Genomic DNA, 26,211 nt, shown 5'->3' with positions numbered 1-26,211 from the left:
GAATCCTGTTCTAAATTAAAGAGTTAGAGCATGATGTCGTCCGAAAGCCGCTCACACTTTTCGGCATCATGCTCTAGATATCCTTCCGCCTGAGGAGATAGTCGAGGCCGCCGACCCGATACCAGCGATAGCCATAGGCGTCGAGCACAACGGTATGACGACCTTTCTCGTCTGCCTCGCTGCTCGCGCTGTCGGCGATATCGATCAGAAGCCGGCCATGTTCACCGACATCGGGATCGAAGGTCACCTCCGCCGGGTGCGGATGCAGATTGTGCAGGATCAGCACCGAATTGCCGCGCCAGTCATAGCGCAGCGCCAGCACGCCGTCGTTCCCCGTATCGACCGTTGAGAAATCGCCCCAGCCGATCTCGGGAGCCTCCTTGCGCATCCGGATCATCCGCTCCGTCCAGTTCAGCAGCGAGTTCGGGTCGCGCCGCTGGACGGCGACATTGACATGCTCGAAGCCGTAGGGACCATCCTTGATGACCGGCGAAACGGGCTTTTCACTTTTGGTGAAGCCGCCTTCCGGTTCCGTCGACCATTGCATCGGGGTGCGGGCACAATTGCGCTCCGGCAGGCACAGATCATCGCCCATGCCGATTTCGTCGCCGTAGCGGATGACCGGCGTTCCGGGCAGCGAGAACAGCAGGCTGTAGGCCATTTCGATCTTGCGACGGTCGCCGCCGAGCATGGGCGCCAGGCGCCGTCGAATGCCCCTGTCATAAAGCTGCATGTCCTTCTCTGCACCGAATGCGGCAAAGACCGCGTCGCGCTGCTTGTCCGTCAGGCGGCCAAGATCCAGCTCATCGTGGTTACGAAGAAAGAGGCCCCACTGCGCAGTCGCCGGGCGCGGCTTGGTGGCCTCCATCGCCTTCTTCAAAGGCCGCGCATCGGCCGTCGCGAGAGCATAGAACAGCGTCTGATTGACCTGGAAATTGAACATCATCTGCATGCGGTCGCCATCGTCCCCGAAATATTCGAAATTATCCTTCGGCAGGATATTGGCCTCCGCCAGCACGATGGAATCGCCCAGGCGCCATTGGAGGAATTCGCGGAATTTCCTGAGCATGTCGAACTGCTCGACCGGTCTGGTCACATCCGCGCCTTTCGTCGCAATGATGAAGGGCGCGGCATCCATGCGGAAGCCCGAGACGCCGAGCTGGATCCAGAATCCCATGATCTTCAGGATTTCCGCCTGCACCTCGGGATTGGAGGTGTTGAGATCGGGCTGGTGATCGTAAAAGCGGTGGAAATAGTAGGCTTTGGCTTTCTCGTCATAGGTCCAGGTGGTCTTCTGTACACCGGGAAAGACCATGCCCTGATCCGCATTCGCCGGCTTTTTCTCCGACCAGACATACCAGTCACGATAGCGCGACTGCGGATCGCTTCTGGCGTCCTGAAACCATGGATGGTCCTTGGATGTGTGATTGATGACCAGGTCGATCAGCACCCGGATGCCGCGCTGCTTGGCGCCATGGGTGAATTCGACGAAATCGCCGAGCGTGCCGTAGCGCGGATCGACGTTGTAATAATCGGAGACGTCGTAACCGTCGTCGCGACCGGGGGAAGCCTGAAAGGGCATGAGCCAGATCGCCGTCACGCCGAGGCCGGAGAGATAATCGAGACGGCGCATCAGCCCCTGGAAGTCGCCCACGCCGTCGCCGTTGGCATCCATGAAGGTCTCCACAGACAGGCAATAGATGACGGCGTTCTTATACCAGAGGTCGTTGATCATGCCGGCGCTCCAAATCCATCTGGTCGCAAATCCCGGCGGGCGGAAAAGGTTCCGAAACGGCAAAGCGCCGCGGCTGGCAGCCGGCAATTTCGTCATCGACGCCGGAACGTTTTAGCGTATCCTGATGTAAGGTGGAGTTTCGGCCTGAATAGAGGGCCGACGGAGAATGCCATGCTGTGCGCCCGGACAGTCTCTTTCGCATCGGCCGCCGTGATCGCCGTCGCAATCGGTCACCAGGCTTCCTATTCGGCTGACAAGGTTGGTCGGCTGAAGCCGTCGGAGGGCATCCGTTCCGACCACATGCTGATGGTTCCGCTCGATGCGACGGTAACCGCGCCGATCTTCTCGATCAGCTGGTGGTCACGGGTGACGCCTGCGCCGGGGATCGATCCGCCGAGCCGCCTGCTGCGCGAAGACCAGCGAAACGATCTGACCTATCAGCGGGGAGCACAGTGATTGCTTTGGCTGGTCGTGCAAACGCGCCACCCCCGGGTGGGAGCGGCGCGTTGGCGAGTTTCGGCTTGCTACGGCGTTTTTAGGCCGCGCGGCGGATCAGGATGTGCTTCTTCTTGCCGAGCGAGAGCTTGATGACGCCGTCGGCGGTGATTTCGCCGCTGCCGATCAGGCGGCGTTCGTCGCTGACCGCCTGGTCGTTGATACGCACGGCGCCGCCCTGGACATGGCGGCGGGCTTCGCCGTTCGAACCGGCAAGACCGGCGCGGACCATCAGCGAGAGCAGGCCGATGCCGCCATCCAGTTCCGTGGCCGGAATATCGACCGAAGGTAGGTTTTCGGAGAGCCCACCTTCCTCGAAGGTCTTGCGCGCCGTTTCCGCGGCCTGCTCGGCGGCCGGGCGGCCGTGCAGGATCGCGGTGACTTCGGTCGCCAGGATCTTCTTGACTTCGTTCAGCTCCGAGCCGCCGATTGCCGAAAGACGGGCGATTTCGTCCATCGGCAGCGTGGTGAAGAGCTTGAGGAAGCGCGGCACATCGGCGTCCTCGGTGTTGCGCCAATACTGCCAGAAGTCATAGACGGGCAGCAGGTCGGCATTCAGCCAGACAGCACCGGACGCCGACTTGCCCATCTTGGCGCCGGACGAGGTCGTCAGCAGCGGCGAGGTGAGCGCATAAAGCTGCGGCGTCCCCATGCGGTGACCGAGATCGATGCCGTTGACGATATTGCCCCATTGGTCCGAACCGCCCATCTGCAGACGGCAATCGTAGCGCTTGGCAAGCTCGACGAAATCGTAAGCCTGGAGGATCATGTAGTTGAATTCCAGGAAGGACAGCGACTGCTCGCGATCCAGGCGCGTCTTCACGCTGTCGAAGGACAGCATGCGGTTGACCGAGAAATGGCGGCCGACATCGCGCAGGAACTCCAGGTAATTCAACGAACGCAGCCATTCGGCATTATTGATCATCAACGCCGCATTGCCGGGCTTTTCGTAATCGAGATAGTTCGAGAAGCAGCTCTTGATCGAGGCGATATTCTGCTCGATCGTCTCGACCGTCATCAGCTTGCGGGCCTCCTCCTTGAAGGAAGGGTCGCCGACCATGCCGGTGCCGCCGCCCATCAGCGAAATCGGGCGGTGGCCCGTCGCCTGCAGCCAGTGCAGCATCATGATCTGGGTGAGATGACCGACGTGGAGGCTCGATGCCGTCGGGTCGTAGCCGATATAGGCCGTCACGGTTTCCTTGGCGAAGAGGTCGTCGAGGCCGCTTTCATCAGAGATCTGATGAATGAAGCCGCGCTCTTTCAGCGTGCGGAGGAAATCGGACTTGAACTCGGACATGGCTTTCGTCTCTTGGTGTCTGCGCGGCCCCATGGGTTGGCGCAACTTCGTTGTTGTTGATCTGTCGCGGCGCGTTTAGCACTGTTTTTACGAAAGTGCATCCGGGAATCGCATGGGAGGCAAGCCTCATGGATGTCATCAGGACTGCGATCGGGCTGATGAGCGGCACGTCGATGGACGGAATCGACGTCGCGCTGATCAGAACCGACGGCCGCGGCTTCATCGAACGCGGGCCGTTCCTGGGCGTGCCTTACGACGCGGCTTTTCGCGACCGGCTCAAGCAGGCGCTGGAACTGGCTCGTCCGCTGAACGATCGAAACGAACGGCCGGCCGAGCTGCGCGAGATCGAACTTGAACTGACTTTACGTCATGCAGATGCCGTTACGGCATTTCTGAAGCATTTCGGGCTCTCCGCCGATGCCGTCGATGTTTTGGGCTTTCATGGCCAGACCGTGCTTCACCGGCCCGACGAGGGGCTGACGATCCAGATCGGCGACGGCCGGGAACTGGCGCGCCGAACGGGCATATCGGTGGTCTACGACATGCGCGCCAAGGACATGGCGCATGGCGGGCAGGGCGCCCCGCTGGTGCCGGCATATCACGCAGCGCTTGCGGGCAAACTCCAGCAGGCCGGACAAGCGGTGTGCTTCGTCAATATCGGCGGCATCTCCAATCTGACCTTTATCGGCACGGACGGCCGGATATCGGCCTTCGACAGCGGGCCGGGCAATACGCTGATCGACCAGTGGGTGGAGATGCAGACCGGCAAAATCTTCGATCCCGGCGGCGAAATCGGCGGACGCGGCAAGGTCATCGCCGCGCTTGCGGAGCGCTATTTGGAAAGCCCGTTCTTCCGTGGCAATGTTCGCCGCTCGCTCGACCGAGGCGATTTCGCACCGCTTCGTCAGGGCGAAGCGAGCCTTGAAGACGGCGCCCGGACGCTCGCGCATGTCGCGGCCGCCTCGATCATCAAATCGGCCGGTTTCCTGCCCGAGACCCCGTCGATCTATATCGTCTGCGGCGGCGGGCGGCTGAACCGCACGCTGATGGCGGAGTTCTCGGCCATGGCCGAAGGGCTGGGATCGCGCGTGCTGACCGCCGAGGAGGCGGGCTTCGACGGTGATGCGATGGAGGCCGAGGCCTGGGCCTACCTCGCCGTCCGCTCGCTGGACGGGCTGCCATTGACGTTTCCCGGCACGACAGGAGTTGCTGCTCCTGTCAGCGGCGGAATACTGGCAAAGCCATAACGGCTACCTGAAACGCGGCGTGAGCGTCTAACTCTTGACCGCAAGCGGCCGAACGCGCCCGCCCTGATTGCCGTCCTCGACGCCTCTGACCTGGGCGATGAACGAGAACTTCTTGCGAAGGCCGAGGATCGGCTTCTCGATGAAATGCCAGGACAGCACCGCGACGGCGAGCGCCGATGGCAGGCCGACGGCATAGAGCGCCAGCGCACCGTATTTCGGAAACAGGAAGACCGACGGGAAGGCGCTGATCCAAATCTGCAGGAACGGGTCATGGTAGAGATAGACACCGTAGGAATAATCGCCTTTCCTGAAGAAGGCGGGGATCGGAACTTCCGACAGGCCGATGAAAACGGTCATATAGACAAGGGCGCTGATGACGATGGGCCGGTTGATCACCGACTCCGTCGCCCGGCCGTCGAGAGTGAAGATGGCGACGAGGCAGACGAGGCAGGCGGCGCCAAACAGCCAACGGGAATGCGGAATGACCGCCCTGAACTGAAAGACGGCGATACCCATCAGGAATGCCGTTATCAGCTGCGAGCCGCGGCTCATGAAGAGGAAGCGGGCGACCGGCTTGATCGAACCTGGGAACAGATATGGCATCTTCTGCACGACAAGGCCGATGAAAATATACCCGATCAGCACGGCGAGCAGCTTGTAGCGCGTCTTGACGATCGCGGTGATCATCAGGAACGACATGATGATGTAGCAGAAGATCTCCCAAGGGACCGTCCACAAAGCGCCGTTGACGCGCTGGCTCGGATTATCCTGGAAGACGCCCGGTAGCTCGTAATGGATCCAGCCGACGATGTTCAGGAAATATTTGAAAAACCGCGGATCGGTAAAATAATCGGCGTGGTAGACGACCGTGACGATCGGCCCGATGATCAGCGAACAGACGACGATATCGACGGCAAGGGCCGGGACGATGCGCAATCCGCGATTGATCAGGAAGTTCCGCAGGCTCAGGCGTTGCGCGCTGCCGGCGATCAGGAATCCGCTCAATGCGAAGAACATCGGAACAAGAGCGTATTCGGTAAACCAGAATACCGACCCTCTGATGAAGTCATTATTCCCGGTCAGCAAAAACGAATGGGTCAATACGATAGAAAAGGCGAGCCCTATTCGAAGAAAATCAAATCCCGGACCGATGCCCTTGTACTTATCCAGGACTTCCCCGAACGACTTGGTCATTTACGGACCTCGCTTCTGTTTGGATCGCGAGGAACCTACCGCACTGCAATATATATTGCAACACGGTAAGTGATCTGTTTCGGCACAAGACACCCGGCTGGGCAGGATCCCCTCCGCAAGAGGCGCTGCGTTCGCCTTGTGGTTTAGCGGATTCGCTTGGCCGCCGGTTCCGGCACCAGCTCGCCGTTGAGGCGGCGGTCGAGATAGTCCTCGCATTCGCCCATCAGCGTCTCCACCTGACCGTTGAAGAAGTGGTTGGCGTTGGAGACGGTCCGGTGGGTGATCAGGATGCCCTTCTGGGTCTTCAGCTTCTCGACAAGGCCGTTGACGTCCTTTTCCGGCGCCACCTTGTCGGCCTCGCCGTTGATGATCAGGCCGGAGGAGGGGCAGGGCGCCAGGAAGGAGAAGTCATAGGTATTCGGCTGCGGTGCGATCGACATGAAGCCCTCGATCTCCGGCCGGCGCATCAGAAGCTGCATGCCGATCCAGGCGCCGAAGGAATAACCGGCGACCCAGCACGTTTTGGAATCCGGATGCAGGCTCTGCACCCAGTCAAGCGCGGAGGCGGCATCGGACAGTTCGCCGGCGCCATGATCGAATTCGCCCTGGCTGCGGCCGATGCCCCGGAAGTTGAAGCGCAGCGTCGTGAACCCGCGCTTCTGGAACATATAGAAGAGCTGGTAGACGATCTGGTTGTTCATCGTGCCGCCGAACTGCGGATGCGGATGCAGGATGAGCGCTATCGGCGCGCTTTTTTCCTTGGAGGGCTGGTAGCGGCCTTCAAGACGGCCGGCAGGGCCGTTGAAAATAACTTCGGGCATTGGTACTCCGGGTTTTATTTCGCGTTCGCGCTGCGTTGGACGACAACATGACTTGACTAACGTTGTCAGCTTTTCTAAAACGCAGTTTAGAACAATTCGAAACTTGCATGGCGATCCACGGCTTCGTGGAACGTGTCATAAGGCAAGCCCGGCGGAAATTTCAAGAAAAATGAACCGCGGCCGCTGAAGCAAGCTCGTCAAGCGCAGGACTGAAGATCATGGCGCCGCCACGCCTTTATCTCGACTGGAATGCCACAGCGCCGCTGCACCCTGCAGCGCGCGAGGCGATCATGCGCGCCATCGACGTGTTTGGCAATCCGAACAGCGTACATGGAGAGGGGCGCGCCGCCCGCGCCGCCATCGAGGGTGCACGACGCAAGGTGGCGGCACTGGCCGGTACCGATGCCGCCAATGTGGTATTCACCAGCGGCGCGACCGAAGCCGCCAATCTGGTGCTGACGCCGGATTTCCGCATGGGCCGTACGCCGCTTCAGCTTGGCCATCTCTATTTTTCGGCGATCGAACATCCCGCCGTGCGCGAGGGCGGCCGCTTCCCTAAGGAGAAGATGACCGAGATTCCGGTGACGGGAGCCGGCATCGTCGATCTCGACGCGCTTGACCGCCTGCTCGCTGCCCATGACAAAGCCGCCGGCCTGCCGATGGTCGCCGTCATGCTCGTCAATAACGAGACGGGCATCGTCCAGCCGGTCGAGGCGGCAGCAAAGATCGTGCATGCCCATGGCGGGCTCTTCGTAGTCGACGCCGTGCAGGCGGCCGGCCGGATCGCGCTCGACATCAACAGGATCGGCGCCGACTTCATGATCGTCTCCTCGCACAAGATCGGCGGGCCGAAGGGCGCCGGTGCGCTGATTGCGCGTGGCGAGGCGCTGATGCCGCGGCCGCTGATCCAGGGCGGCGGACAGGAGCGCGGTCACCGCTCGGGGACACAGAATTCGCTGGCGCTGATCGGCTTCGGCGCCGCGGCGGAAACGGCCGCGAGCGAACTGGAGACGCGCAATGCGGCCATCGGCGCGCTGCGCGAGCGGCTGGAGGCCGGCATGCGGGGGCATGCTAGCGACGTGATCATCCATGGCGAGGGTGGCGAGCGTGTCGCCAATACGATCTTCTTTACCCTTCCGGGATTGAAGGCGGAGACCGGACAGATCGCTTTCGATCTCGAAGGTGTGGCGCTTTCGGCCGGTTCGGCCTGCTCATCGGGACGGCTCGGCGAAAGCCATGTGCTGACGGCGATGGGCCGTGACGCCAAGCTCGGCGCACTGCGCATCTCGCTCGGCTTCTCGACCACGGAAGAGGACGTAGACAGGGCGATTGCCGCTTTTGCGAAGATCGCCTGCCGGCGCAGGTCGGCGGGCGAGGCGGCCTGACCGCATCATAAACTTGCGGAAATGCAAATTTCCGCTTGCCAATCGGGCTGAAAAGTCCCTTTTGGCCTCTTACATCAGGGCAAGGAATTGCCCGACGTGAAGGGCAAGACAATTGCCCATGCGCTACAAGCTGCCGGACCTTGTATCCGGCGAGATTGGAGAATGAAATGGCTGCCGTGCAGGAAACGATCGACCAGGTCCGCCTGATCGATGTGGACCAGTACAAATACGGTTTCGAGACCGTCATCGAAATGGACAAGGCGCCGAAGGGCCTGTCCGAGGATATCATCCGCTTCATTTCGGCCAAGAAACAGGAGCCGGAATGGATGCTGGAATGGCGTCTGGAGGCCTATCGGCGCTGGCTGACGCTCGAAGAGCCGACCTGGGCGCGCGTCAATTATCCGAAGATCGATTTCAACGACATCCACTATTATGCCGCGCCGAAGAGCACGCCCGGTCCGAAATCGCTCGGCGAAGTCGATCCGGAACTGCTCAAGGTCTATGACAAGCTCGGCATTCCGCTGCGCGAACAGGAAATCCTGGCCGGCGTCGAGAAGCCGAAGATCGCCGTCGACGCCGTCTTCGACAGCGTTTCGGTCGTCACCACCTTCAAGGCGGAGCTGAAGAAGGCCGGCGTGATCTTCATGTCGATTTCGGAAGCCATCCGCGAATATCCCGATCTCGTCCGGAAATATCTCGGTTCGGTCGTACCGACCTCGGACAATTATTATGCCACGCTGAACTCGGCTGTCTTCACCGACGGCTCCTTCGTCTTCGTGCCGAAGGGCGTGCGCTGCCCGATGGAGCTTTCCACCTATTTCCGCATCAACGAGAAGAACACGGGCCAATTCGAGCGCACGCTGATCATCGCGGAAGAGGGCGCCTACGTCTCCTATCTCGAAGGCTGCACGGCGCCGCAGCGCGACGAAAACCAGCTTCATGCCGCCGTGGTCGAACTGGTTGCGCTCGATGATGCCGAGATCAAGTATTCCACCGTCCAGAATTGGTATCCGGGCGATAAGGAAGGCAAGGGCGGCATCTACAACTTCGTCACCAAGCGCGGCGATTGCCGCGGCAACCGCTCGAAGATCTCCTGGACGCAGGTCGAAACCGGCTCGGCGATCACCTGGAAGTACCCGTCCTGCATCCTGCGCGGCGACGATAGCCGCGGCGAGTTCTATTCGATCGCCGTGTCCAACGGCCATCAGCAGATCGACAGCGGCACAAAGATGATCCACCTCGGCAAGAATACGTCGAGCCGCATCGTCTCCAAGGGCATTGCCGCCGGTGTTTCCAACAACACCTATCGCGGCCAGGTCTCGGCCCACCGCAAGGCGTCGAACGCGCGCAACTTCACGCAGTGCGATTCGCTCTTGATCGGCGACAAGTGCGGCGCCCATACCGTGCCCTATATCGAGGCGAAGAATTCGACGGCGCAGTTCGAGCACGAAGCGACGACCTCGAAGATCTCCGAGGACCAGCTGTTCTACTGCCTGCAGCGCGGCATCCCGACAGAAGCGGCGATCGCGCTCATCGTCAATGGTTTCGTCAAGGAAGTGCTGCAGGAACTGCCGATGGAATTTGCCGTCGAGGCGCAGAAGCTGATCAGCATTTCGCTTGAGGGGAGTGTCGGCTAAACGCGGTCTCCGTCATCCTCGGGCTTGTCCCGAGGATCTGCCGCGGTCAGAGGACAAGGATGACTGGTTTCGTCTATATGATGTCCGATAAACCGCGGGATGTGATCTACACAGGCGTCACGAGCGGATTGATAAAATTGAGAATGTCTATCGACCGCATCCGAATAGGCGGGAGTGGAGCGATTACAACTGAGGGCTTAGATCCTCGGGACAAGCCCGAGGATGACGGATCGAGACCGGTGCGAACGGTCGATTGGGCGGCACTTGAAGCCGTTGTATGAACAGGAAGAACGAAATGCTTGAAATCAGAAACCTTCATGCCCGTATCGCCGAAGACGGCACCGAAATCATCCGTGGTCTGAACCTGACGGTGAAGGCCGGTGAAGTTGCCGCCATCATGGGGCCGAACGGCTCCGGCAAGTCGACGCTCTCCTATGTGCTGTCCGGCCGTGAAGATTACGAAGTGACTGAAGGCGACATCCTCTACAACGGCGAGAGCATTCTCGAGCTCGATCCGGCCGAGCGCGCCGCCAAGGGCATTTTCCTTGCCTTCCAGTACCCGGTCGAAATCCCGGGGGTCGCCACCATGCAGTTCCTCAAGGTGGCGATGAACGAGCAGCGCAAGGCGCGTGGCGAGGACGAGCTGACGACGCCGGACTTCATGCGCCGCGTCAAGGATGCTGCCGGCAAGCTGCAGATCAACACCGAGATGCTGAAGCGTCCGCTCAACGTCGGCTTCTCCGGCGGCGAGAAGAAGCGCGCCGAGATCCTGCAGATGGCGCTGCTCGAGCCGAAGCTCTGCGTGCTCGACGAAACCGATTCCGGCCTCGACATCGACGCGCTGAAGATCGTTGCCGACGGCGTCAACGCACTGCGTTCGCCCGACCGCGCCGTCGTCGTCATCACCCATTATCAGCGCCTGCTCGACTATATCGTGCCCGATACCGTCCACGTTCTCTATAAGGGCCAGGTGATCAAGTCGGGCGACAAGACGCTGGCCCATGAACTGGAAGCCAATGGCTACGCCGACATCATCGGCGCGGCGGCCTGAGTTTCGGGTGGAAAGGACGACGTCCATGAACATGCAGACGACGAGCCGCCTGACCGCGGCCGAAGCGGCGCTGATCGAGGCCTTCAACCATCAGATCGGTGACCTGCCGGGCAATGGCGCGGTGACCGCACTGCGCGACCGGCTTCTCGACGACCTGAAGCAGGCCGGCCTGCCGACGCGCCGCATCGAAGCCTGGCACTATACCGACCTGAAGAACCTGCTGCGCAGCCTGCCGGCGCAGGCCGGTGATGCCGGCTCCAGCGCGCTCGAGCCGCTTGTTGCCGGTTCCACGGTCCTGGCCGTCATCCAGGGCCGTTCCGATGAGAAGGCGGTCGCCGGCGATCTCGGCGTTTCGGCCTATTCCGAACATCTGCTCAACGGCTCTGCCGCGGAGAGCCTCGATGCGCTCGGCAACGACGATGCCATCGGCCGCATCAACGGCAGCTTCGTGCGTGACGGCTATGTCGTCGACGTGCCTGCCGACACCGAGCTCGAAGCCCCGCTTGAAATCCAGTTCGTCCATGCCGGCGGCCAGACGCATACGCGCCTTCCGGTTTCCTTCGGGGCCGGCGTCAAGGCAACCGCCATCGAGCGTCACCGCGCGGTGACCAGCGATGCCGCTTTCGTGTCCCACATCAGTGACATCACGGTCGGCGAGGGCGCAGAGCTGACCTGGATCATCCTGCAGCAGCAGGGAGCCGACGATACGCATCTCGGCCAGATCCGCGTCGATCTCGGCGCCAATGCCAAGCTTCGCCTGTTCGTCATCAATGCCGGCGGCAAGCTGGTGCGCCAGGAGCTGCACATCAAGGTGACGGGCGAGGGCGCCGATCTGACATTGCGCGGCATCAACCTGCTCGGAGCAGAGAGCCATACCGACGTGACGATGGTGCTCGGCCACGATGTGCCGCATACCGGCTCGACGGAAGTGATCCGCAACGTCGTCTTCGACCGCGCCAAGGGTGTTTTCCAGGGCATGATTCGGGTCGCGCCCGATGCCCAGAAGACTGATGCCAAGATGGCCTGCAATACGCTACTGATGTCCGACGATGCCGAGTTTTCGGTCAAGCCGGAGCTCGAGATCTTCGCAGACGACGTACAGTGCGGCCACGGCGCGACGGTGACCGATATCGACGCCAACCATCTCTATTACCTGATGGCCCGCGGCATTCCGGAGAACAAGGCGCGGGCGATGCTCGTCAATGCCTTCGTCGCCGAGATCGTCGAGGAACTGGAAGACGAAGCCCTGGTCGAGGCGCTGGAAGGCGTGATCTCGGCCTGGCTCGAAAAGCACGCCTGATCGGATATCCGCCATGGACAAGATAGCACCGGCCACACAATACGACGTCGAAGCCATCCGCCGGGATTTCCCGATCCTTGCGGAAAAGGTGCATGGCAAGCCGCTGGTCTATCTCGACAATGGCGCATCGGCGCAGAAGCCGCAGGTGGTGATCGACGCCATCTCGCATGCCTATTCGCATGAGTACGCCAATGTGCATCGCGGGCTGCACTATCTCTCCAACGCGGCGACGGATGCCTATGAGGCGGCGCGCGAGAAGGTGCGCCGCTTCCTGAACGCCCCTTCTGTCAACGACATCGTCTTCACCAAGAATTCGACGGAGGCGATCAATACCGTCGCCTATGGCTGGGGCATGCCGAAGATTGGCGAGGGCGACGAGATCGTCCTGACGATCATGGAGCACCACTCCAACATCGTACCCTGGCATTTCATACGCGAGCGGCAAGGCGCCAAGCTGGTCTGGGTGCCCGTCGACGACGAGGGCGCCTTCCATATCGAGGATTTCGAGAAGAGCCTGACGGAGCGTACCAAGCTCGTCGCCATCACCCATATGTCGAATGCGCTCGGCACGATCGTTCCCGTCAAGGAGGTCTGCCGCATCGCGCATGAGCGCGGCATTCCCGTGCTGATCGACGGCAGCCAGGGCGCCGTGCACCTGCCGGTCGACGTGCAGGACATCGATTGCGACTGGTATGTGATGACCGGCCACAAGCTCTACGGTCCGTCCGGCATCGGCGTGCTCTACGGCAAGAAGGAACGGCTTTCGCAAATGCGCCCCTTCCAGGGCGGCGGCGAGATGATCTTCGAAGTTGCCGAAGATGCAGTCACCTATAATGATCCGCCGCATCGCTTCGAAGCCGGCACGCCGCCGATCGTGCAGGCGATCGGGCTGGGTTACGCCCTCGACTACATGGAGAAGATCGGCCGGGAAGCGATCGCCCGCCATGAGGCCGATCTTGCGGCCTATGCCGCCGAGCGCCTCAGATCGGTGAACTCGCTGCGGATGTTCGGGACGGCGCCCGACAAGGGAAGCATCTTTTCCTTCGAACTCGCAGGCATTCATGCCCATGACGTCTCGATGGTAATCGATCGGCAGGGTGTGGCTGTGCGCGCCGGCACGCATTGCGCCATGCCGCTCTTGAAACGCTTCGGCGTCACCTCCACATGCCGTGCATCCTTCGGCATGTACAATACCCGCGCCGAGGTCGATGCGCTGGCCGATGCGCTGGAATATGCGCGCAAGTTCTTTGCCTGAGGAGTGTCCTTAATGAGCCTGGACGAAAGCGAACAGAAGATCGACGTGCGCGAGGGCATCGTGCACTCCAGCATCCCGGCCGATGAACTGGCGCGGTTGAGCGACGACGTCATCAGCGCGCTGAAAACCGTCTACGATCCCGAAATCCCGGCCGACATCTTCGAACTCGGTCTGATCTACAAGATCGACATCGAGGACGACCGGATGGTGAAGATCATGATGACGCTGACCGCCCCCGGCTGCCCGGTGGCCGGCGAGATGCCCGGCTGGGTCGAAAATGCCGTCGGCGCGGTCGAAGGCGTGTCCGGTGTCGAGGTCGAAATGACCTTCGATCCGCCGTGGACGCCGGACCGCATGTCCGAAGAGGCGCAGGTCGCCGTCGGCTGGTATTGATGCGCTGCTATTGATCCGTTTACCTCGGGCGACTACATTTTGAATCACGAAGCGCCGGATCTTGACCCCGGTTGCGGAAGGAGAAAAAGCCGATGGGCTTTGCAGTGATGAGCATGACTGAGGCCGCCGCAAACCGCGTGAAGGCGATCGTCGAAAACTCTGGACCGGAGGCCAAGGGCGTTCGTGTCGGCATCAAGAAGGGCGGTTGCGCCGGGATGGAATATACCATCGACCTGGTGACCGAACCTAATGGCAAGGACGATCTCATCGAGCGCGACGGCGCCAGGGTCTGGGTCGAGCCCTCGGCCGTGCTCTATCTGCTCGGCACAGAAATGGGCTTCGAGCAGACGACGCTCCGATCCGGCTTCACCTTCACCAATCCGAACCAGACATCAGCCTGCGGCTGCGGCGAATCCGTGGAACTGAAGCCCGCCGATCTTGCGGCCCTTGCCGCGCAGCGCCAGAGCGAACCGGCGCATTCCTAAACAATCGCGACTGCGGAAAATTTCGGCCGAGCTAGGGCGCGACCTCTCTTAGGAGCGCGCGCTCAGTCGCGCTTGATGCTCATCAGCATTTCCCAAAGGTCGGCACCGGTTTCGAAGACCACGGCGTTCGCCTTGTAGCTCTGCTCGGCCTGGAGCATATCTGTCAGCTCGGTGGCGAGGTCGACGTCCGATGGCGTCGCTTCAACGGTGGCGCGAACGCCGGGCTCGGTGGAGGTGAGGCTGGTGTTCAGTCTGCCATAGTCGGGCGTGCTGCTGTTTGCAACATTGCTGGCGATCGCGCCGATCCGCGTCGTCTGCGCACGCATTCCCGAAAGAGCAATGTTGGTGATCCCAGATACGCTCATCAACGGTTCCCCAGATCTTAATGGAATGCTTGTACCTGCAATGGTTTAGGGAATGCTGAAGGCGTTGCGTTAGCAAAGATCTACGGCCACGGAGATCACACTGCCCACCTGTTCCGGACTGAGACAGGAAGGCGGGGCCGTGACCGGTCTGCTATCGCGACGCCACCCAGTCGTGCCAGTCGCTTTCGCTGCCGTTGAAGACATTGAGATCGATCTTGCCGTCGACGCCGTCGGAAAGACCCGAACCGGAATACTGCCAGAAGACCCACTTGCGGCCCGGATAGACCTTGGAGGGGTGGGCTGCGACCGAGCGCAGCCAGAAGGGATAGTCGAGCATCTGGCCCTTCAAATTGTCGCGGTAGAAGTCCGGCGCCGTGTAGATGATCGGGCGCTGGCCGTAGTGGCGCTCCAGCTTGTCCATGAACACCTGCATCTTTTCCCGGACGCGGGCGGGCGAAATACGCCGCTTGCAGCTCGATTCGCCGTTCCATTCGACGTCGATGACGGGCGGAAGCGCGTTTGCTTCTCTCGGCACGTTGCGGATGAACCAGTCAGCCTGTTCGCCGGCTGTCCGGCACCAGTAGAAGAAGTGATAGGCGCCATGTTTCAGGCCGGCTTCCTTGGCGCGACGCCAGTTCTTCCTGAACATGGGGTCGAGGTGATCACCACCGTCCGTCGCCTTGATGTAGACGAAGTTCGCGCCTTGCTTTCGCAGCGTTTCCCAGTCGATCTCACCCTGCCAGCGCGATACGTCGACGCCGTGCACGGCCAGATTTCTCGGCGAGGTTCTGCCGAAGTTGATCGGCTTGGCGTCGCGGAAACGATGGCCGTAGATCCGTCCACGCGATGGCGATTTCGTGCCGATACCGGGATCGATTGCCGGATTGTCGGGCATGAGCATCGCGACGGGTCTTTCCGTCGGCATGGGCATGCCGACCGGCCGTTCCGCGGGCACCAGCGCCTGCGGCTCCGGAACCGGCCCTGTCCAGCTCAGCGCCTGCTGCGGCGCGCTTGCCTGTGGGGCGGTATCACCCACGGCAGCAGCCGGGATCGGGCCGCTGGGCTTAGTGATCGCATTGGTCGTTTCCGTCGACGCCACAGGCGTGAGCACATCTTCGGCGCCGGAACTGGCGGCGCATCCCGAAAGGATCAGGGTGGCGAGGAGAATTGCTGGCACAGCCGATGGACGCATAAAGAACCCGCACGCAAAACAGAGATCAGCGGCAACATCCATGATGAATGGAAACCGCCCATTTCGAATTGCTAACAGAGACTTGCTAAGAAAGGTTAAATTTGAACCCTATGCCCCGAAACGGGCTTCGCCGGAGTTCGTGCCGTGCATGAAAGGCGTAACGCGTCAGCAGCCCCTCCCAGCGGTGAGAGGGGCTTGCCGAATTTATGTTATTCCGCCGCCTCGGCGTAGCTTTCGACCGGCGGGCAGGTGCAGATCAGGTTGCGGTCGCCGTAGACGTTGTCGACGCGGTTGACCGGAGACCAGTATTTGTCGACGCGGAAGGCGCCGGGCGGGAAGCATGCCTGCTCTCTGCTGTAGGGCCGGTTCCATTCGCCGACGAGATCTTCCACCGTGTGCGGCGCGTTCTTCAGCGGATTGTCGAGCTTGTCCATGCGGCCTTCTTCGATGGCGCGGGCTTCCTCGCGGATCGCCAGCATCGCCTCGCAGAAACGGTCGAGCTCCGCCTTGGTCTCGCTTTCCGTCGGTTCGATCATCAGCGTGCCGGCGACCGGCCAGCTCATGGTCGGTGCGTGGAAACCGCAGTCGATCAGGCGCTTGGCGACATCGTCGACGGTGACGCCTGAACTGTCGACCAGCGGGCGGGTGTCGATGATGCATTCATGCGCGACGCGGCCGGTCTTCGACTTGTAGAGCACGTCATAGGCGCCCTTGAGCCGGGCGGCGATGTAGTTGGCGTTGAGGATCGCCACCTTGGTCGCCTGCGTCAGGCCTTCGCCGCCCATCATCAGGCAGTAGCTCCAGGAGATCGGCAGGATCGAGGCGGAGCCAAAGGCTGCGGCCGAAACCGCACCGGGACGGCCGTCGGTTTCGGGATGGCCGGGCAGGTGGGGCGCCAGATGCGCCTTGACGCCGATCGGGCCCATGCCGGGGCCGCCGCCGCCATGCGGGATGCAGAAGGTCTTGTGGAGGTTGAGGTGGGACACGTCGGAGCCGATGTCGCCGGGGCGGGATAGGCCGACCATGGCGTTCATGTTGGCGCCGTCGAGATAGACCTGGCCGCCCTTGATATGCACGAGATCGCAGATTTCCTTGACGGTCTCCTCGAAGACGCCGTGCGTCGAGGGGTAGGTGATCATGCAGCAGGAGAGGTTTGCCGCATGCTCCTCAGCCTTGGCGCGGAAATCGTCGAGGTCGATATCGCCGTTTTCACGTACCTTGACGACGACCACCTTCATGCCGACCATCTGGGCCGAAGCCGGGTTGGTGCCGTGCGCCGAGGTCGGGATGAGGCAGACGTCGCGATGGCCCTCGCCATTGGCGATGTGGTAGTTGCGGATCGTCAAAAGGCCGGCATATTCACCTTGAGCGCCGGAATTCGGCTGCATCGAGAAGGCGTCGTAGCCGGTGACGGCGCAGAGCTTTTCCGTGAGGTCGTCGAGCATCTCGCGATAGCCGAGCGCCTGGTCGGCCGGCACGAAGGGGTGGATGTCGGAAAATTCCGGCCAGGTGATCGGCAGCATTTCCGCCGTCGCATTCAGCTTCATCGTGCAGGAGCCGAGCGGGATCATCGAGCGATCAAGCGCGAGATCGCGGTCGGAGAGCCGGCGGATATAGCGCGTCATCTCGCTCTCGGCGCGATTCATGTGGAAGATCGGATGGGCGAGATAATCGGTCGTCCGGAGCAGGCCCTTCGGCAGACGGTAGGACGGCTCGAAATCGGCGATGGTGAAATTGCCGCCGAAGGCGCGCCAGACGGCTTCGAGGGTCGCGGGTCGAGTTCGCTCGTCGAGGCTCATGCCGATCTTCGTCTCACCGACCTTGCGCAAATTGACGCCTTCGGCGACGGCGGCGCGCAGGATGAGGCCCTGCATGTGGCCGACATCGACTGTGATCGTGTCGAAGAAGCTTTCGGGTTCAACCTTATAGCCGAGCTTTTCCAGGCCCTTGGCCATCAGCACGGCCTTCTGGTGCACCTGCTGGGCGATCGCCTTAATGCCATCCGGTCCGTGAAAGACCGCATACATCGAGGCCATGACGGCGAGCAGCACCTGGGCGGTGCAGATGTTCGAGGTCGCCTTCTCGCGGCGGATATGCTGTTCGCGGGTCTGCAGCGACAGGCGGTAGGCGCGGTTGCCGCGGGCATCGACGGAAACGCCGACAAGGCGGCCGGGCATGGAGCGCTTGATGGCATCCTTGACCGCCATATAGGCCGCATGCGGGCCGCCGTAGCCGACCGGGACACCGAAGCGCTGCGAGGAGCCGACGGCGATGTCGGCGCCCATTTCGCCGGGCGATTTCAGCAGCGTCAGCGCCAGGATATCGGCCGCGACCACTGATATGGCGCCGGCCTGGTGCAGGCGTGCGATCAGGCCGGTGAAATCATGCACGTGGCCATGGGTGCCGGGATACTGGAAGATCGCCCCGAACACGTCGACGGGATCGAGATCGGTGAAGGGATTGCCGACGATGACGCTCCAGCCGAGCGGCTCGGCGCGGGTACGGATGAGGGCGATGGTCTGCGGGTGGCAGTCGGCATCGACGAAGAAGGCCTTGGCCTTCGACTTGGAGACGCGCTCGGCCATCGCCATGCCTTCGGCGGCGGCCGTCGCCTCGTCGAGCAGCGAGGCATTGGCGACGTCGAGGCCGGTCAAGTCGCAGATCATCGTCTGGTAGTTCAGCAGCGCTTCCAGGCGGCCCTGGCTGATCTCCGGCTGGTAGGGCGTATAGGCCGTGTACCAGGCGGGGTTCTCAAGGATGTTGCGCTGGATCACCGGCGGCGTGATCGTGCCGTAGTAGCCCTGGCCGATCAGCGAGACCAGCACCTTGTTCTTGTTGGCGGTTTCGCGCAGCTTGTCGAGCGCCTCGCGCTCGGTCATCGGCGCGCCCCAGACGAGCGGCGCCTTCTGGCGGATCGAGGGCGGCAAAGTCGCATCGATCAGGCCATCGAGGCTGTTATAGCCGATCACCTTCAGCATATCGCTCATTTCAGCCGGCGAGGGACCGATGTGACGGCGATTGGCGAAGTCGTAGGGCTGATAGTCGGTGAACTGGAATTCGGTCGGCGTCGTCATTACGCGATGAGCTCCTTATAGGCGGCCTCGTCGAGCAGGCCGTCGGCATCGGCGCGATTCTTGAGCTTCAGCTTGAAGAACCAGCCGGCGCCCTGCGGATCGGAGTTGACGAGCGAGGGATCGGCGACGATCGCCTCGTTGACCTCGGTGATTTCGCCGTCGAGCGGACAATAGACTTCGGAGGCAGCCTTGACGGATTCGACCGTCGCGGCGTCGTCGTTCTTCGCGAAGCTCTTGCCGACTTCCGGCAGCTCGACGAAGACGAGATCGCCGAGCTGTTCGACGGCAAAGGTGGTGATGCCGACGGTCGCGACATCGCCGTCGAGCTCAAGCCATTCATGTTCAGCGGTAAATTTCAGCATGGAAATATCCTCTCGGAAAACAGGGTTCAACGTTTGTAAGTCGGCTTGACGAAGGGCAGGGCAGAGACGGCAACAGGCAGGAACTTGCCGCGAACCTCAGCATAGACCTGAGTGCCTATGGCAGCGTGAGATACCGGCACATAACCCATGGCGACGGGGCCCTCGACGGAAGGACCGAAGCCGCCCGAGGTGACTTCACCGATTTCGGTCTTGCCCTCGGCATCGGCATAGAGCTTGGCATGGCCGCGCACCGGCGCCTTGCCTTCCGGCTTCAGGCCGACGCGGCGGCGCGCAGCGCCATTTTCGAGTTCGGACAGGATGCGGCCGGAGCCAGGAAAGCCGCCGGCGCGTGCGCCACCCGAGCGGCGTGCCTTCTGCATGGCCCATTCGAGGGCCGCTTCGACCGGCGAGGTGGTGGTGTCGATATCGTTGCCATAGAGGCAGAGGCCGGCTTCCAGACGCAGAGAATCGCGGGCGCCGAGACCGATCGCCTGGACGTCGGGATGCTCGAGTAGCCGCATGGCGACATCCTCGGCCTTGTCTGATGGAACCGAGATTTCGAAGCCGTCCTCGCCGCTATAGCCGGAGCGTGAGACCAGACAGGAGACGTCGTGCAGGCGGCAATGACGCACGTCCATGAATTTCATCGCCGCGACGTCGGCCCAGAGTTCGGCGAGAACCTCGACGGCACGCGGTCCCTGCAGCGCGATCAGGGCGCGGTTCAGGAGGGTAATATCGCACCGGTCGCCGATATGGGTGTGCAGATGGGCGAGATCGGCCTCCTTGCAGGCGGCGTTGACGACGACGAAAAGATGGTCGTCGAGATGGGTGATCATCAGGTCGTCGAGAATGCCGCCGGTCTCGTCGGTAAAGAAGCCGTAGCGCTGGCGGCCCTCGGCTAGGCCGAGGATATCGACGGGGACCAGGCTTTCCAGCGCGAGCGCGGCATCCTCATAGCTGCCGGATTTCGCCTTCACGATGACCTGCCCCATGTGGGAGACATCGAAGAGGCCGGCTGCCGTGCGGGTTTGAAGATGTTCCTTCATGACGCCAGCGGGATATTGCACCGGCATGTCATAGCCTGCGAACGGCACCATACGGGCGCCGAGCGAAAGATGCAGGGCATGCAACGGGGTTTTCTTCAGGGCAGCAGTTTCGTCCAAAAGACGCCTCCGGGGTTTGCGCCTCTTTCCAAGGCGCGGGCTCAAATCTGAAGGCGCGGCTGCGCGCTTCTCTCCTGAGCCCCCTCTGTCCTTGACGCCTGAGATTGTTATCCCTTCGGCGAGCGTTTCGAGAACGCTTCTCTCCAGAGTTCCGTCTGCCCCTTGCTGGTCCTTTTGCCTGAGAGTTTCCGGGGCGGTTGCTCCTTCGGCACCGGTGGCGAAAGCACCGGATTCTCCCAACATGGTTGGCGCAATTATCCGGCGGGTGCGGCGCTTGGCAAGACCAAATGTCGTGACCTGACAAATTTTTGTCGCCACAGCCGGGGGGAAGCCCGTGATCTCAAGCAAATCTGCTTTTGCATTCGGGTGCGAAACCGGCTATCGCGACATGCTGTTGAAGGGGATCTCATGCGGCGGACCGGACTAAAAGCGACGCTCTTCCTGCGCATGCTTTGCGCACTGAGCCTGCTTTTCCTTGGCGTTGCCCACCGGCCGCCACAGGCCCTCGCTTCTGAAGGTTATGACGCCGCCGCCTATATGCTGCCCGACGGCACCTTTGCGTCCCTCTGCGTGACGGCAAAGGACGACGATGGCAAGACGGTCGCCTTCAAACCGAATTGCGAAGTCTGCCGGTTGTCGGCTTCGGTCATCCTGCCGACGCCCGATGCGGGCTCATGGCTCGGGCGCAAAGTCGCCTCGCTCGTCAACGCGCCGATCGAGACCGCCGCCGTTGCCGGGGCAAGCGCCGTCAGCCGGGCGAATTCTCGCGCGCCTCCCATCCTCGTCTGATTTTCCCTCGCAATCAGAACGCAACAGCCGGTTCGCCTTAGAGAAGGCCGAGGCCGGCGAGGAGATATCCGATGAAAACGATCGAAACACAGACTATCAAGACCTTGGGGCTCGCCGCTCTCATTTCAGCAACCGCCGCAGCCGGCGCCGAGGCGCATGTGAGCTTCCTCGATAAGGAAGCGACGCAGGAAAGCACCATTCTCGCGACGCTGCAGGTCCCGCATGGCTGCGACGGCAAGGCGACCACCGAGGTGCGGGTCAAGCTGCCGGAAGGCTTCGTCTTCGCCAAGCCGCAACCGAAGGCCGGCTGGGAGCTCGAGGTGATCAAGGGCGATTACCAGAAGACCTACGACAATCACGGCGACAAGGTGAAAACGGGCGCGGTCGAGGTGCGGTGGAAGAACGGCAACCTCTCCGACGACTTCTACGACACTTTCGTCATCCAGGGTAAGGTTTCGGGCGTTGAGCCCGGCACCGCGCTCGCCTTTCCGGTGACGCAGATGTGCGGCGAGGCGGTCGAGACCTGGGATCAGGTGGCAAAGGATGGCGGCGATCCCCACGGTCTCAAAAGCCCGGCGCCGATCTTGAAGGTGGTTGCGAGCGAAGACCACGGCCACGACCATGGCGACATGGTCGGCATGGACATGACCGGTAAAACCGGCATGGATATGTCGGGCACGGCGGCGGCGGCCGGCGAGGCGGTCAAGGCAGGCGATCTGGAGATTTCCGGCGCTTTCGCCAAGGCGATGCTGCCCGGCCAGCCGGTCGGCGGCGGCTTTTTCACGGTGAAGAACGACGGCAAGACGGATGACCGCCTTCTATCGATATCGTCGCCCGTGGCCGGCGAGGTTCAAATCCATGAGATGGTGACCAAGGACAACGTCATGCGGATGCGCCAGCTGAAGGACGGCATCGCCATTGCGGCGGGCGAGACCGTGAAGCTCGAGCCCGGCAACCTGCATCTGATGTTCCAGAAGGTGAAGACGCCGTTCAAGCAGGGCGACACGGTGCCGGTGACGCTGACCTTCGAGAAGGCCGGCAAGATCGACCTGGTGCTGCAGGTGCTGTCGGCTCAGGGCAAGTGAGTGGAAACTGATCAAAACAGAAAGGCCCGCGACGCGGGCTTTTCGTTGGAGGCAGCTGCTTCAGAAATCTTCGTAGGATTGCAGCGCCTGCTTCAGGCCGGCCTGCGGCTGGCGGTTGCCCTTCGTCATCAGGTCGAGCGCCACTTCGGTCGATTGAATGATGCTGGAGGGATCGTCCACCCCTTCGGTGCTTTCGGCCTTCAATTGCCGGTCCGCGAGACGGCGAGATTCGCGCGCGGCGGTGCTCGTCGCAACACGCTGCGGTATTCTCAGCGTTTCTGCGGCAAGGGCGGCGGTGTTTGCCGAAATGGAAAGGAGCTGGGTCATGCCGGCACAGTATCGGCAGGATCTTGGCGCCAGCATAAGAAAACCTCTGGCATTTTACTGAATTATAAGAATTTATTCCGTCACGATTGAAAGCGTTCTCAAGTCAGGATGTTCCGCCCATGATCCAGGCTCTCCTCGTCGCCATCGGCGGCGCCATCGGTTCCGTGCTCAGATACTATGTCGGCCGATGGGCGCTGAAGCTCATGGGTCCGGCCTTTCCCTGGGGCACGCTCGCTGTCAATGTCGTCGGCTGCTTCGTCATCGGCGTCTTCGCCGAACTGATCGCCCGAAAATTCAACGCCTCCGTGGAACTGCGCCTGCTGCTCATCACCGGCTTCCTCGGCGGCTTCACCACTTTTTCGGCCTTCTCGCTCGACGCCATCTCGCTGTTCGAGGGCGGCGAGGCCGTCGCCGGCGGCATCTATATCGCAGCCAGCGTCGGCCTTTCTATGGCGGCGGTGTTCGCCGGGCTCGCCATCATGCGCGCTTTGGTCTGATTCCGGTTTCCGTTTTCGATGAAAATGCTCTAAAGGCTCCGGCAAGAACGCCGGCTTGGCCGCGCTGCAATTTCCGAAAGGCCGTTCATGGCTGGCATAGAACATATCAAGGTTGAACCCGACGAAGCGGGCATGCGGCTCGATCGCTGGTTCAAAGTGCATTTTCCCGGGCTTGGCTTCGGGCCGCTGCAGAAGCTCTTGCGCTCCGGCCAGGTGCGCGTCGACGGCGGACGTGTGAAGTCGGATGCGCGCGTACAGCCCGGCCAGATGGTGCGCGTGCCGCCGCTCGATGTCGATGCCAAGCTGAAAACCGGGCCGATCGCCGGCAAGGATCTCAAGCATTCGTCCGATTTCGAACTGCTGTCGCGCATGGTGCTGCATGAGGACGACAAGGTGATCGTGCTCAATAAGCCGCCCGGCATTGCCGTACAGGGCGGCTCCGGCGTCGCCAGGCATATCGACCAGATGCTCGAAGCCTGGACCAGCCCGAAGGGCGAAAAGCCGCGGCTCGTTCACCGCCTCGACCGCGATACATCTGGTGTTCTCGTCATCGCCCGCACCCGCGGCGCCGCACAGAAGCTGACGGCCGCCTTCCGCGAGCGCGACACCAAGAAGACCTATTGGGCGCTGGTCAAGGGCGTGCCACGTAAGCACGAGGACAAGATCTCGACCTGGCTCGTCAAGGAACCGACAGCCGATGGAGACCGCATGCGCATCGCCAAACACGGCGAGGACGGCGCCGATCATGCGATTTCCTTCTACCGCGTGATTGAGACGGCGGCTCAGAACCTCGCATGGCTGGAGATGGAACCTTATACCGGCCGCACCCACCAGCTGCGTGTCCATGCCCTGCATATCGGCCATCCGATCATCGGCGATCCGAAATATTTCGACGACGATCCGAACTGGCCTTTCCCCGGCGGCATCCAGAAGAAGCTGCATCTTCACGCGCGCCACATCGACATCCCGCACCCCTCGGGCGGGCGGCTGCGCATCAGCGCGCCGCTGCCGCCGCATATGGTGCAGACCTGGAACCTTCTCGGTCTCGACCTTGCCGGCGCCGAAAGGGATAGCGAATGAAGCTCGCTCTCTTCGATTGCGACGGCACGCTGGTCGACAGCGCCGGGCTGATCCACGAAACCATGCGCCGCACCTTCGCGAAGTTCGGCAAGCCGGAACCGCAATTTGAGGACACCAAGGCCATTATCGGCCTGTCTCTCGATATCGCGATCGCCCGCATGCAGAGCAAGCCGCATGTCGAGCAGGAAGATATCGAGATGACGGCGCATTACAAATCGCTGTTTTCGGTCGTGCGCCAGGATCTCGACTACAGGGAGCCGCTGTTTCCCGGCATCCGCGAGATGATCGACGCGATCTGCAGGCGCGAGGATCTGCTGATCGGGGCGGTGACCGGAAAATCCCGGCGCGGGCTGAACCTCGTGATGGAGACGCACGGGTTCGACAAATATTTCACCGTTGCGCGCACGGCCGACGACTGCCCCTCCAAGCCGCATCCGGCCATGGTCACGGAATGCTGTGACGAAACCGGCATGAATGCGCGCGATGCCATTGTCATCGGCGATGCGGTTTACGATATGCAGATGGCAAAGGCTGCCGGCGCCAAGGCGATCGGCGTTGCCTGGGGCTATGCCAGCGTGGATGAGCTGATCGCCAACGGCGCCGATGCGATCGCCTATCATCCGAACGAGATATTGCGCCATTTTTCCTGAGGTGACGCCATGCGCGATCTTCTGAACGATCTTTCCGAGGGACTGAGCCATCCCGATCCCATCCGCCGCGCGCAGATCCAGATGAAGAAGCCGCTGCCGAAGCGTTTCTATTCCGAGGTCGCCGTCGCCGAGCACGAGGATGGTTTTGCCATCACACTTGACGGCAAGCTGGTGCGCACGCCGGCGCGGCAGGCCCTCGCCGTGCCGACGGAGGCGCTTGCCAGGCTCGTCGCCGCGGAATGGGAGGCCCAGAGCGAGGTCATCGACCCGGTCACCATGCCGGTCACGCGGCTGGTCAACACCGCAATCGACGGGATCGCCACCAATACGCAGGCGATCTTCGAGGATATTCTGCGCTTTTCCTCGACCGACCTCATCTGCTACCGCGCCGAAGGGCCGGAACGGCTGGTCGAGCGTCAGGCCGAGCGCTGGGACCCCGTAATCGACTGGGCCGCCAACGATCTCGGCGCCCGCTTCATCCTCGTCGAAGGCGTGATGCATCACGAACAGCCGCGCGAGGCGACCGCCGCCTTCGCCGTCACGCTCAAGCGGCATGAGAGCCCGATGGCGCTCGCCGCCCTTCACACGATCACGACGCTGACCGGCTCGGCGATCCTGGCGCTTGCCTTCGCCGAAGGCCGGGTGACGATGGAGGAGGCGTGGTCGCTTGCCCATCTCGACGAGGACTGGACGATCGAGCATTGGGGAAGCGACGAGGAAGCCGAGGAGCGCCGCGCCAAGCGCTTTGCCGAGTTCAAGGCGGCGACGGATGTTTTTTTCACCCTAAGCGCCTGAAACATATTGCCTTCCCGGGCATTATGACGAAATCTGCGACTCCAATGGGGAGTGCGGGATTTTGCAATGAATTGGCTGAGGTCGTGTTTCTGCCGGGCCGCACTCATTTGTATTGCGCTCACGGCCTGCGTCAGCCTCTCGGCCAACAAGCCGGAGGCGCCGCTTTACGACGTGCGAAGCGCCGTCGTTCTCTCGGGCCCGAACATGCCCGCCGAATTGCTTTCCGGCATCAATGACCGCGTCAATGCCGCAATCAACGCAACCGTCCGCGACACCGTGCTGCCGAGGGTGGTGCTGACGATCCGCGTGGTATCGATCCAGAAGGGGCTCGGCTTTCAGAAAGACCGCAATGTTGCCTCGATCAGCATCGACGCGGCCTCAGTCGAAGACGGCTCGGTGATCGCCGTCAGCGCCTTCGACGTCACCAGCATGGCCGCCGACCCGAAGCTTGCCGACGAGATCATGGCCGAGGATGTCGCCGCACGCATTCGCTCGGTTTTCTCACTCAGCGGACGCAACCGCTAACCCACATCGACC

The 26,211-nt window shown here is 61.9% G+C and carries 26 protein-coding genes and 2 riboswitches; of the genes, 16 read left to right on the top strand and 10 right to left on the bottom strand.

The genetic code is table 11. From position 1 onward, the window contains the following. Positions 1-73 precede the first annotated feature (73 nt). Positions 74-1,735 carry an alpha-amylase family protein gene (locus tag CO670_RS04810; RefSeq protein WP_097589200.1) on the bottom strand — a complete coding sequence of 554 codons (1,662 nt, stop codon included), beginning with the start codon at positions 1,733-1,735 and terminating at the stop codon, positions 74-76. Between the two features lie 171 nt (positions 1,736-1,906). Here CO670_RS04810 and CO670_RS04805 point away from each other — a divergent pair, with 171 nt between their 5' ends. Then, on the top strand, positions 1,907-2,191 hold the full coding sequence (locus tag CO670_RS04805) for a hypothetical protein (RefSeq protein ID WP_097589199.1): 285 nt from the start codon (positions 1,907-1,909) through the stop codon (positions 2,189-2,191). Positions 2,192-2,270: 79 nt separating this feature from the next. Here CO670_RS04805 and tyrS read toward each other — a convergent pair whose 3' ends face one another. Continuing rightward, positions 2,271-3,527 carry a tyrosine--tRNA ligase gene (tyrS, locus tag CO670_RS04800; RefSeq protein WP_097589198.1) on the bottom strand — a complete coding sequence of 419 codons (1,257 nt, stop codon included), beginning with the start codon at positions 3,525-3,527 and terminating at the stop codon, positions 2,271-2,273. A gap of 128 nt (positions 3,528-3,655) precedes the next feature. Between tyrS and CO670_RS04795 the strand changes: the two genes are divergently transcribed. Continuing rightward, positions 3,656-4,774, top strand: a complete 1,119-nt coding sequence (locus CO670_RS04795) for an anhydro-N-acetylmuramic acid kinase (RefSeq protein WP_097589197.1) — start codon at positions 3,656-3,658, stop codon at positions 4,772-4,774. 27 nt (positions 4,775-4,801) lie between these two features. Here the strand turns inward: CO670_RS04795 and CO670_RS04790 are convergent, their stop codons facing one another. After that, positions 4,802-5,968 carry an acyltransferase gene (locus CO670_RS04790; protein ID WP_097589196.1) on the bottom strand — a complete coding sequence of 389 codons (1,167 nt, stop codon included), beginning with the start codon at positions 5,966-5,968 and terminating at the stop codon, positions 4,802-4,804. Positions 5,969-6,111: 143 nt separating this feature from the next. Then, on the bottom strand, positions 6,112-6,789 hold the full coding sequence (locus CO670_RS04785; protein WP_088674274.1) for an alpha/beta hydrolase: 678 nt from the start codon (positions 6,787-6,789) through the stop codon (positions 6,112-6,114). A 218-nt stretch (positions 6,790-7,007) separates the two neighbouring features. Here CO670_RS04785 and CO670_RS04780 point away from each other — a divergent pair, with 218 nt between their 5' ends. The 7 genes from CO670_RS04780 to sufA all read left to right on the top strand — a co-directional run bounded on the left by CO670_RS04780 (position 7,008) and on the right by sufA (position 14,295). Beyond that, positions 7,008-8,174 carry a cysteine desulfurase family protein gene (locus CO670_RS04780; protein ID WP_097589195.1) on the top strand — a complete coding sequence of 389 codons (1,167 nt, stop codon included), beginning with the start codon at positions 7,008-7,010 and terminating at the stop codon, positions 8,172-8,174. A gap of 167 nt (positions 8,175-8,341) precedes the next feature. Further along, positions 8,342-9,811, top strand: a complete 1,470-nt coding sequence (gene sufB, locus CO670_RS04775; protein ID WP_097589194.1) for a Fe-S cluster assembly protein SufB — start codon at positions 8,342-8,344, stop codon at positions 9,809-9,811. A gap of 295 nt (positions 9,812-10,106) precedes the next feature. Then, a complete protein-coding gene (gene sufC, locus CO670_RS04770; RefSeq protein WP_097589193.1) occupies positions 10,107-10,862 on the top strand; it encodes a Fe-S cluster assembly ATPase SufC in 756 nt (251 codons plus the stop codon). A gap of 25 nt (positions 10,863-10,887) precedes the next feature. After that, a complete protein-coding gene (gene sufD / locus CO670_RS04765; RefSeq protein WP_097589192.1) occupies positions 10,888-12,162 on the top strand; it encodes a Fe-S cluster assembly protein SufD in 1,275 nt (424 codons plus the stop codon). A 13-nt stretch (positions 12,163-12,175) separates the two neighbouring features. Next, positions 12,176-13,417 (top strand): cysteine desulfurase, encoded by a 1,242-nt coding sequence (locus CO670_RS04760; protein WP_097589191.1) that lies wholly within the window; start codon positions 12,176-12,178, stop codon positions 13,415-13,417. Positions 13,418-13,429: 12 nt separating this feature from the next. Then, the gene (locus CO670_RS04755) at positions 13,430-13,810 is read left to right on the top strand and encodes an SUF system Fe-S cluster assembly protein (protein ID WP_016554095.1); all 381 of its coding nucleotides are present in this window, start codon (positions 13,430-13,432) and stop codon (positions 13,808-13,810) included. A 92-nt stretch (positions 13,811-13,902) separates the two neighbouring features. Further along, positions 13,903-14,295, top strand: a complete 393-nt coding sequence (gene sufA, locus CO670_RS04750) for a Fe-S cluster assembly scaffold SufA (RefSeq protein WP_097589190.1) — start codon at positions 13,903-13,905, stop codon at positions 14,293-14,295. A gap of 62 nt (positions 14,296-14,357) precedes the next feature. Here sufA and CO670_RS04745 read toward each other — a convergent pair whose 3' ends face one another. The 5 genes from CO670_RS04745 to gcvT form a co-directional block, all read right to left on the bottom strand. Continuing rightward, positions 14,358-14,660, bottom strand: coding sequence for a flagellar basal body rod C-terminal domain-containing protein (locus CO670_RS04745; protein ID WP_097589189.1), 303 nt, complete (start codon positions 14,658-14,660; stop codon positions 14,358-14,360). A 151-nt stretch (positions 14,661-14,811) separates the two neighbouring features. Further along, entirely contained in the window at positions 14,812-15,852 is a 1,041-nt protein-coding gene (locus CO670_RS04740) for a GH25 family lysozyme (protein WP_097589188.1), read from the bottom strand. A 209-nt stretch (positions 15,853-16,061) separates the two neighbouring features. Then, positions 16,062-18,926: an aminomethyl-transferring glycine dehydrogenase gene (gene gcvP, locus CO670_RS04735; protein ID WP_097589187.1), complete on the bottom strand. Its 2,865-nt coding sequence runs from the start codon at positions 18,924-18,926 to the stop codon at positions 16,062-16,064. Then, positions 18,926-19,288, bottom strand: a complete 363-nt coding sequence (gene gcvH / locus CO670_RS04730; protein ID WP_088674283.1) for a glycine cleavage system protein GcvH — start codon at positions 19,286-19,288, stop codon at positions 18,926-18,928. The genes gcvP and gcvH overlap by 1 nt, the downstream gene beginning before the upstream one ends. A gap of 26 nt (positions 19,289-19,314) precedes the next feature. After that, a complete protein-coding gene (gene gcvT / locus CO670_RS04725) occupies positions 19,315-20,451 on the bottom strand; it encodes a glycine cleavage system aminomethyltransferase GcvT (RefSeq protein WP_097589186.1) in 1,137 nt (378 codons plus the stop codon). Positions 20,452-20,526: 75 nt separating this feature from the next. After that, positions 20,527-20,608, bottom strand: a riboswitch (glycine riboswitch). A gap of 3 nt (positions 20,609-20,611) precedes the next feature. After that, positions 20,612-20,700: riboswitch (glycine riboswitch) on the bottom strand. Between the two features lie 159 nt (positions 20,701-20,859). On the opposite strand from gcvT, the gene CO670_RS04720 reads away from it, so the two are divergent. Beyond that, positions 20,860-21,240, top strand: a complete 381-nt coding sequence (locus tag CO670_RS04720) for a hypothetical protein (protein WP_097589185.1) — start codon at positions 20,860-20,862, stop codon at positions 21,238-21,240. A gap of 71 nt (positions 21,241-21,311) precedes the next feature. Continuing rightward, positions 21,312-22,325 carry a copper chaperone PCu(A)C gene (locus CO670_RS04715; protein ID WP_097589184.1) on the top strand — a complete coding sequence of 338 codons (1,014 nt, stop codon included), beginning with the start codon at positions 21,312-21,314 and terminating at the stop codon, positions 22,323-22,325. Positions 22,326-22,385: 60 nt separating this feature from the next. On the opposite strand, the gene CO670_RS04710 is transcribed toward CO670_RS04715, so the two are convergent. After that, on the bottom strand, positions 22,386-22,652 hold the full coding sequence (locus tag CO670_RS04710; protein WP_097589183.1) for a hypothetical protein: 267 nt from the start codon (positions 22,650-22,652) through the stop codon (positions 22,386-22,388). 119 nt (positions 22,653-22,771) lie between these two features. On the opposite strand from CO670_RS04710, the gene crcB reads away from it, so the two are divergent. The 5 genes from crcB (at position 22,772) to CO670_RS04685 (ending at position 26,199) form a co-directional block, all read left to right on the top strand. Further along, positions 22,772-23,149 (top strand): fluoride efflux transporter CrcB, encoded by a 378-nt coding sequence (gene crcB, locus CO670_RS04705; RefSeq protein ID WP_097589182.1) that lies wholly within the window; start codon positions 22,772-22,774, stop codon positions 23,147-23,149. Between the two features lie 87 nt (positions 23,150-23,236). Beyond that, on the top strand, positions 23,237-24,229 hold the full coding sequence (locus CO670_RS04700) for an RluA family pseudouridine synthase (protein ID WP_097589181.1): 993 nt from the start codon (positions 23,237-23,239) through the stop codon (positions 24,227-24,229). Further along, positions 24,226-24,879 (top strand): HAD-IA family hydrolase, encoded by a 654-nt coding sequence (locus CO670_RS04695; RefSeq protein WP_097589180.1) that lies wholly within the window; start codon positions 24,226-24,228, stop codon positions 24,877-24,879. Before CO670_RS04700 ends, CO670_RS04695 begins: the two co-directional genes overlap by 4 nt. Before the next feature lie 9 nt (positions 24,880-24,888). Next, complete coding sequence (locus CO670_RS04690; protein WP_097589179.1) at positions 24,889-25,674, top strand: ATP12 family chaperone protein; 786 nt, start codon at positions 24,889-24,891, stop codon at positions 25,672-25,674. 66 nt (positions 25,675-25,740) lie between these two features. Then, positions 25,741-26,199: a hypothetical protein gene (locus CO670_RS04685; RefSeq protein ID WP_097589178.1), complete on the top strand. Its 459-nt coding sequence runs from the start codon at positions 25,741-25,743 to the stop codon at positions 26,197-26,199. Positions 26,200-26,211 lie beyond the last annotated feature (12 nt).

Source organism: Rhizobium sp. J15 (genome assembly GCF_002531825.1).
Taxonomy (GTDB): Bacteria; Pseudomonadota; Alphaproteobacteria; order Rhizobiales; family Rhizobiaceae; genus Rhizobium.
This window is presented reverse-complemented; position numbering and strand designations above follow the sequence as displayed.

What these genes read in the sequence shown, in the direction of transcription:
- crcB (WP_097589182.1), top strand. Translation starts at nt 22,772, where the DNA reads ATGATCCAGGCTCTCCTCGTCGCCATCGGCGGCGCCATCGGTTCCGTG.
- CO670_RS04760 (WP_097589191.1), top strand. Translation starts at nt 12,176, where the DNA reads ATGGACAAGATAGCACCGGCCACACAATACGACGTCGAAGCCATCCGC.
- tyrS (WP_097589198.1), bottom strand. Translation starts at nt 3,527, where the DNA reads ATGTCCGAGTTCAAGTCCGATTTCCTCCGCACGCTGAAAGAGCGCGGC.
- sufA (WP_097589190.1), top strand. Translation starts at nt 13,903, where the DNA reads ATGGGCTTTGCAGTGATGAGCATGACTGAGGCCGCCGCAAACCGCGTG.
- CO670_RS04780 (WP_097589195.1), top strand. Translation starts at nt 7,008, where the DNA reads ATGGCGCCGCCACGCCTTTATCTCGACTGGAATGCCACAGCGCCGCTG.
- CO670_RS04795 (WP_097589197.1), top strand. Translation starts at nt 3,656, where the DNA reads ATGGATGTCATCAGGACTGCGATCGGGCTGATGAGCGGCACGTCGATG.
- CO670_RS04690 (WP_097589179.1), top strand. Translation starts at nt 24,889, where the DNA reads ATGCGCGATCTTCTGAACGATCTTTCCGAGGGACTGAGCCATCCCGAT.
- CO670_RS04685 (WP_097589178.1), top strand. Translation starts at nt 25,741, where the DNA reads ATGAATTGGCTGAGGTCGTGTTTCTGCCGGGCCGCACTCATTTGTATT.
- gcvH (WP_088674283.1), bottom strand. Translation starts at nt 19,288, where the DNA reads ATGCTGAAATTTACCGCTGAACATGAATGGCTTGAGCTCGACGGCGAT.
- CO670_RS04810 (WP_097589200.1), bottom strand. Translation starts at nt 1,735, where the DNA reads ATGATCAACGACCTCTGGTATAAGAACGCCGTCATCTATTGCCTGTCT.
- sufB (WP_097589194.1), top strand. Translation starts at nt 8,342, where the DNA reads ATGGCTGCCGTGCAGGAAACGATCGACCAGGTCCGCCTGATCGATGTG.
- CO670_RS04745 (WP_097589189.1), bottom strand. Translation starts at nt 14,660, where the DNA reads ATGAGCGTATCTGGGATCACCAACATTGCTCTTTCGGGAATGCGTGCG.
- sufC (WP_097589193.1), top strand. Translation starts at nt 10,107, where the DNA reads ATGCTTGAAATCAGAAACCTTCATGCCCGTATCGCCGAAGACGGCACC.
- CO670_RS04710 (WP_097589183.1), bottom strand. Translation starts at nt 22,652, where the DNA reads ATGACCCAGCTCCTTTCCATTTCGGCAAACACCGCCGCCCTTGCCGCA.
- CO670_RS04740 (WP_097589188.1), bottom strand. Translation starts at nt 15,852, where the DNA reads ATGCGTCCATCGGCTGTGCCAGCAATTCTCCTCGCCACCCTGATCCTT.
- CO670_RS04700 (WP_097589181.1), top strand. Translation starts at nt 23,237, where the DNA reads ATGGCTGGCATAGAACATATCAAGGTTGAACCCGACGAAGCGGGCATG.
- CO670_RS04805 (WP_097589199.1), top strand. Translation starts at nt 1,907, where the DNA reads ATGCTGTGCGCCCGGACAGTCTCTTTCGCATCGGCCGCCGTGATCGCC.
- CO670_RS04790 (WP_097589196.1), bottom strand. Translation starts at nt 5,968, where the DNA reads ATGACCAAGTCGTTCGGGGAAGTCCTGGATAAGTACAAGGGCATCGGT.
- CO670_RS04695 (WP_097589180.1), top strand. Translation starts at nt 24,226, where the DNA reads ATGAAGCTCGCTCTCTTCGATTGCGACGGCACGCTGGTCGACAGCGCC.
- CO670_RS04755 (WP_016554095.1), top strand. Translation starts at nt 13,430, where the DNA reads ATGAGCCTGGACGAAAGCGAACAGAAGATCGACGTGCGCGAGGGCATC.
- CO670_RS04715 (WP_097589184.1), top strand. Translation starts at nt 21,312, where the DNA reads ATGAAAACGATCGAAACACAGACTATCAAGACCTTGGGGCTCGCCGCT.
- CO670_RS04785 (WP_088674274.1), bottom strand. Translation starts at nt 6,789, where the DNA reads ATGCCCGAAGTTATTTTCAACGGCCCTGCCGGCCGTCTTGAAGGCCGC.
- sufD (WP_097589192.1), top strand. Translation starts at nt 10,888, where the DNA reads ATGAACATGCAGACGACGAGCCGCCTGACCGCGGCCGAAGCGGCGCTG.
- CO670_RS04720 (WP_097589185.1), top strand. Translation starts at nt 20,860, where the DNA reads ATGCGGCGGACCGGACTAAAAGCGACGCTCTTCCTGCGCATGCTTTGC.
- gcvP (WP_097589187.1), bottom strand. Translation starts at nt 18,926, where the DNA reads ATGACGACGCCGACCGAATTCCAGTTCACCGACTATCAGCCCTACGAC.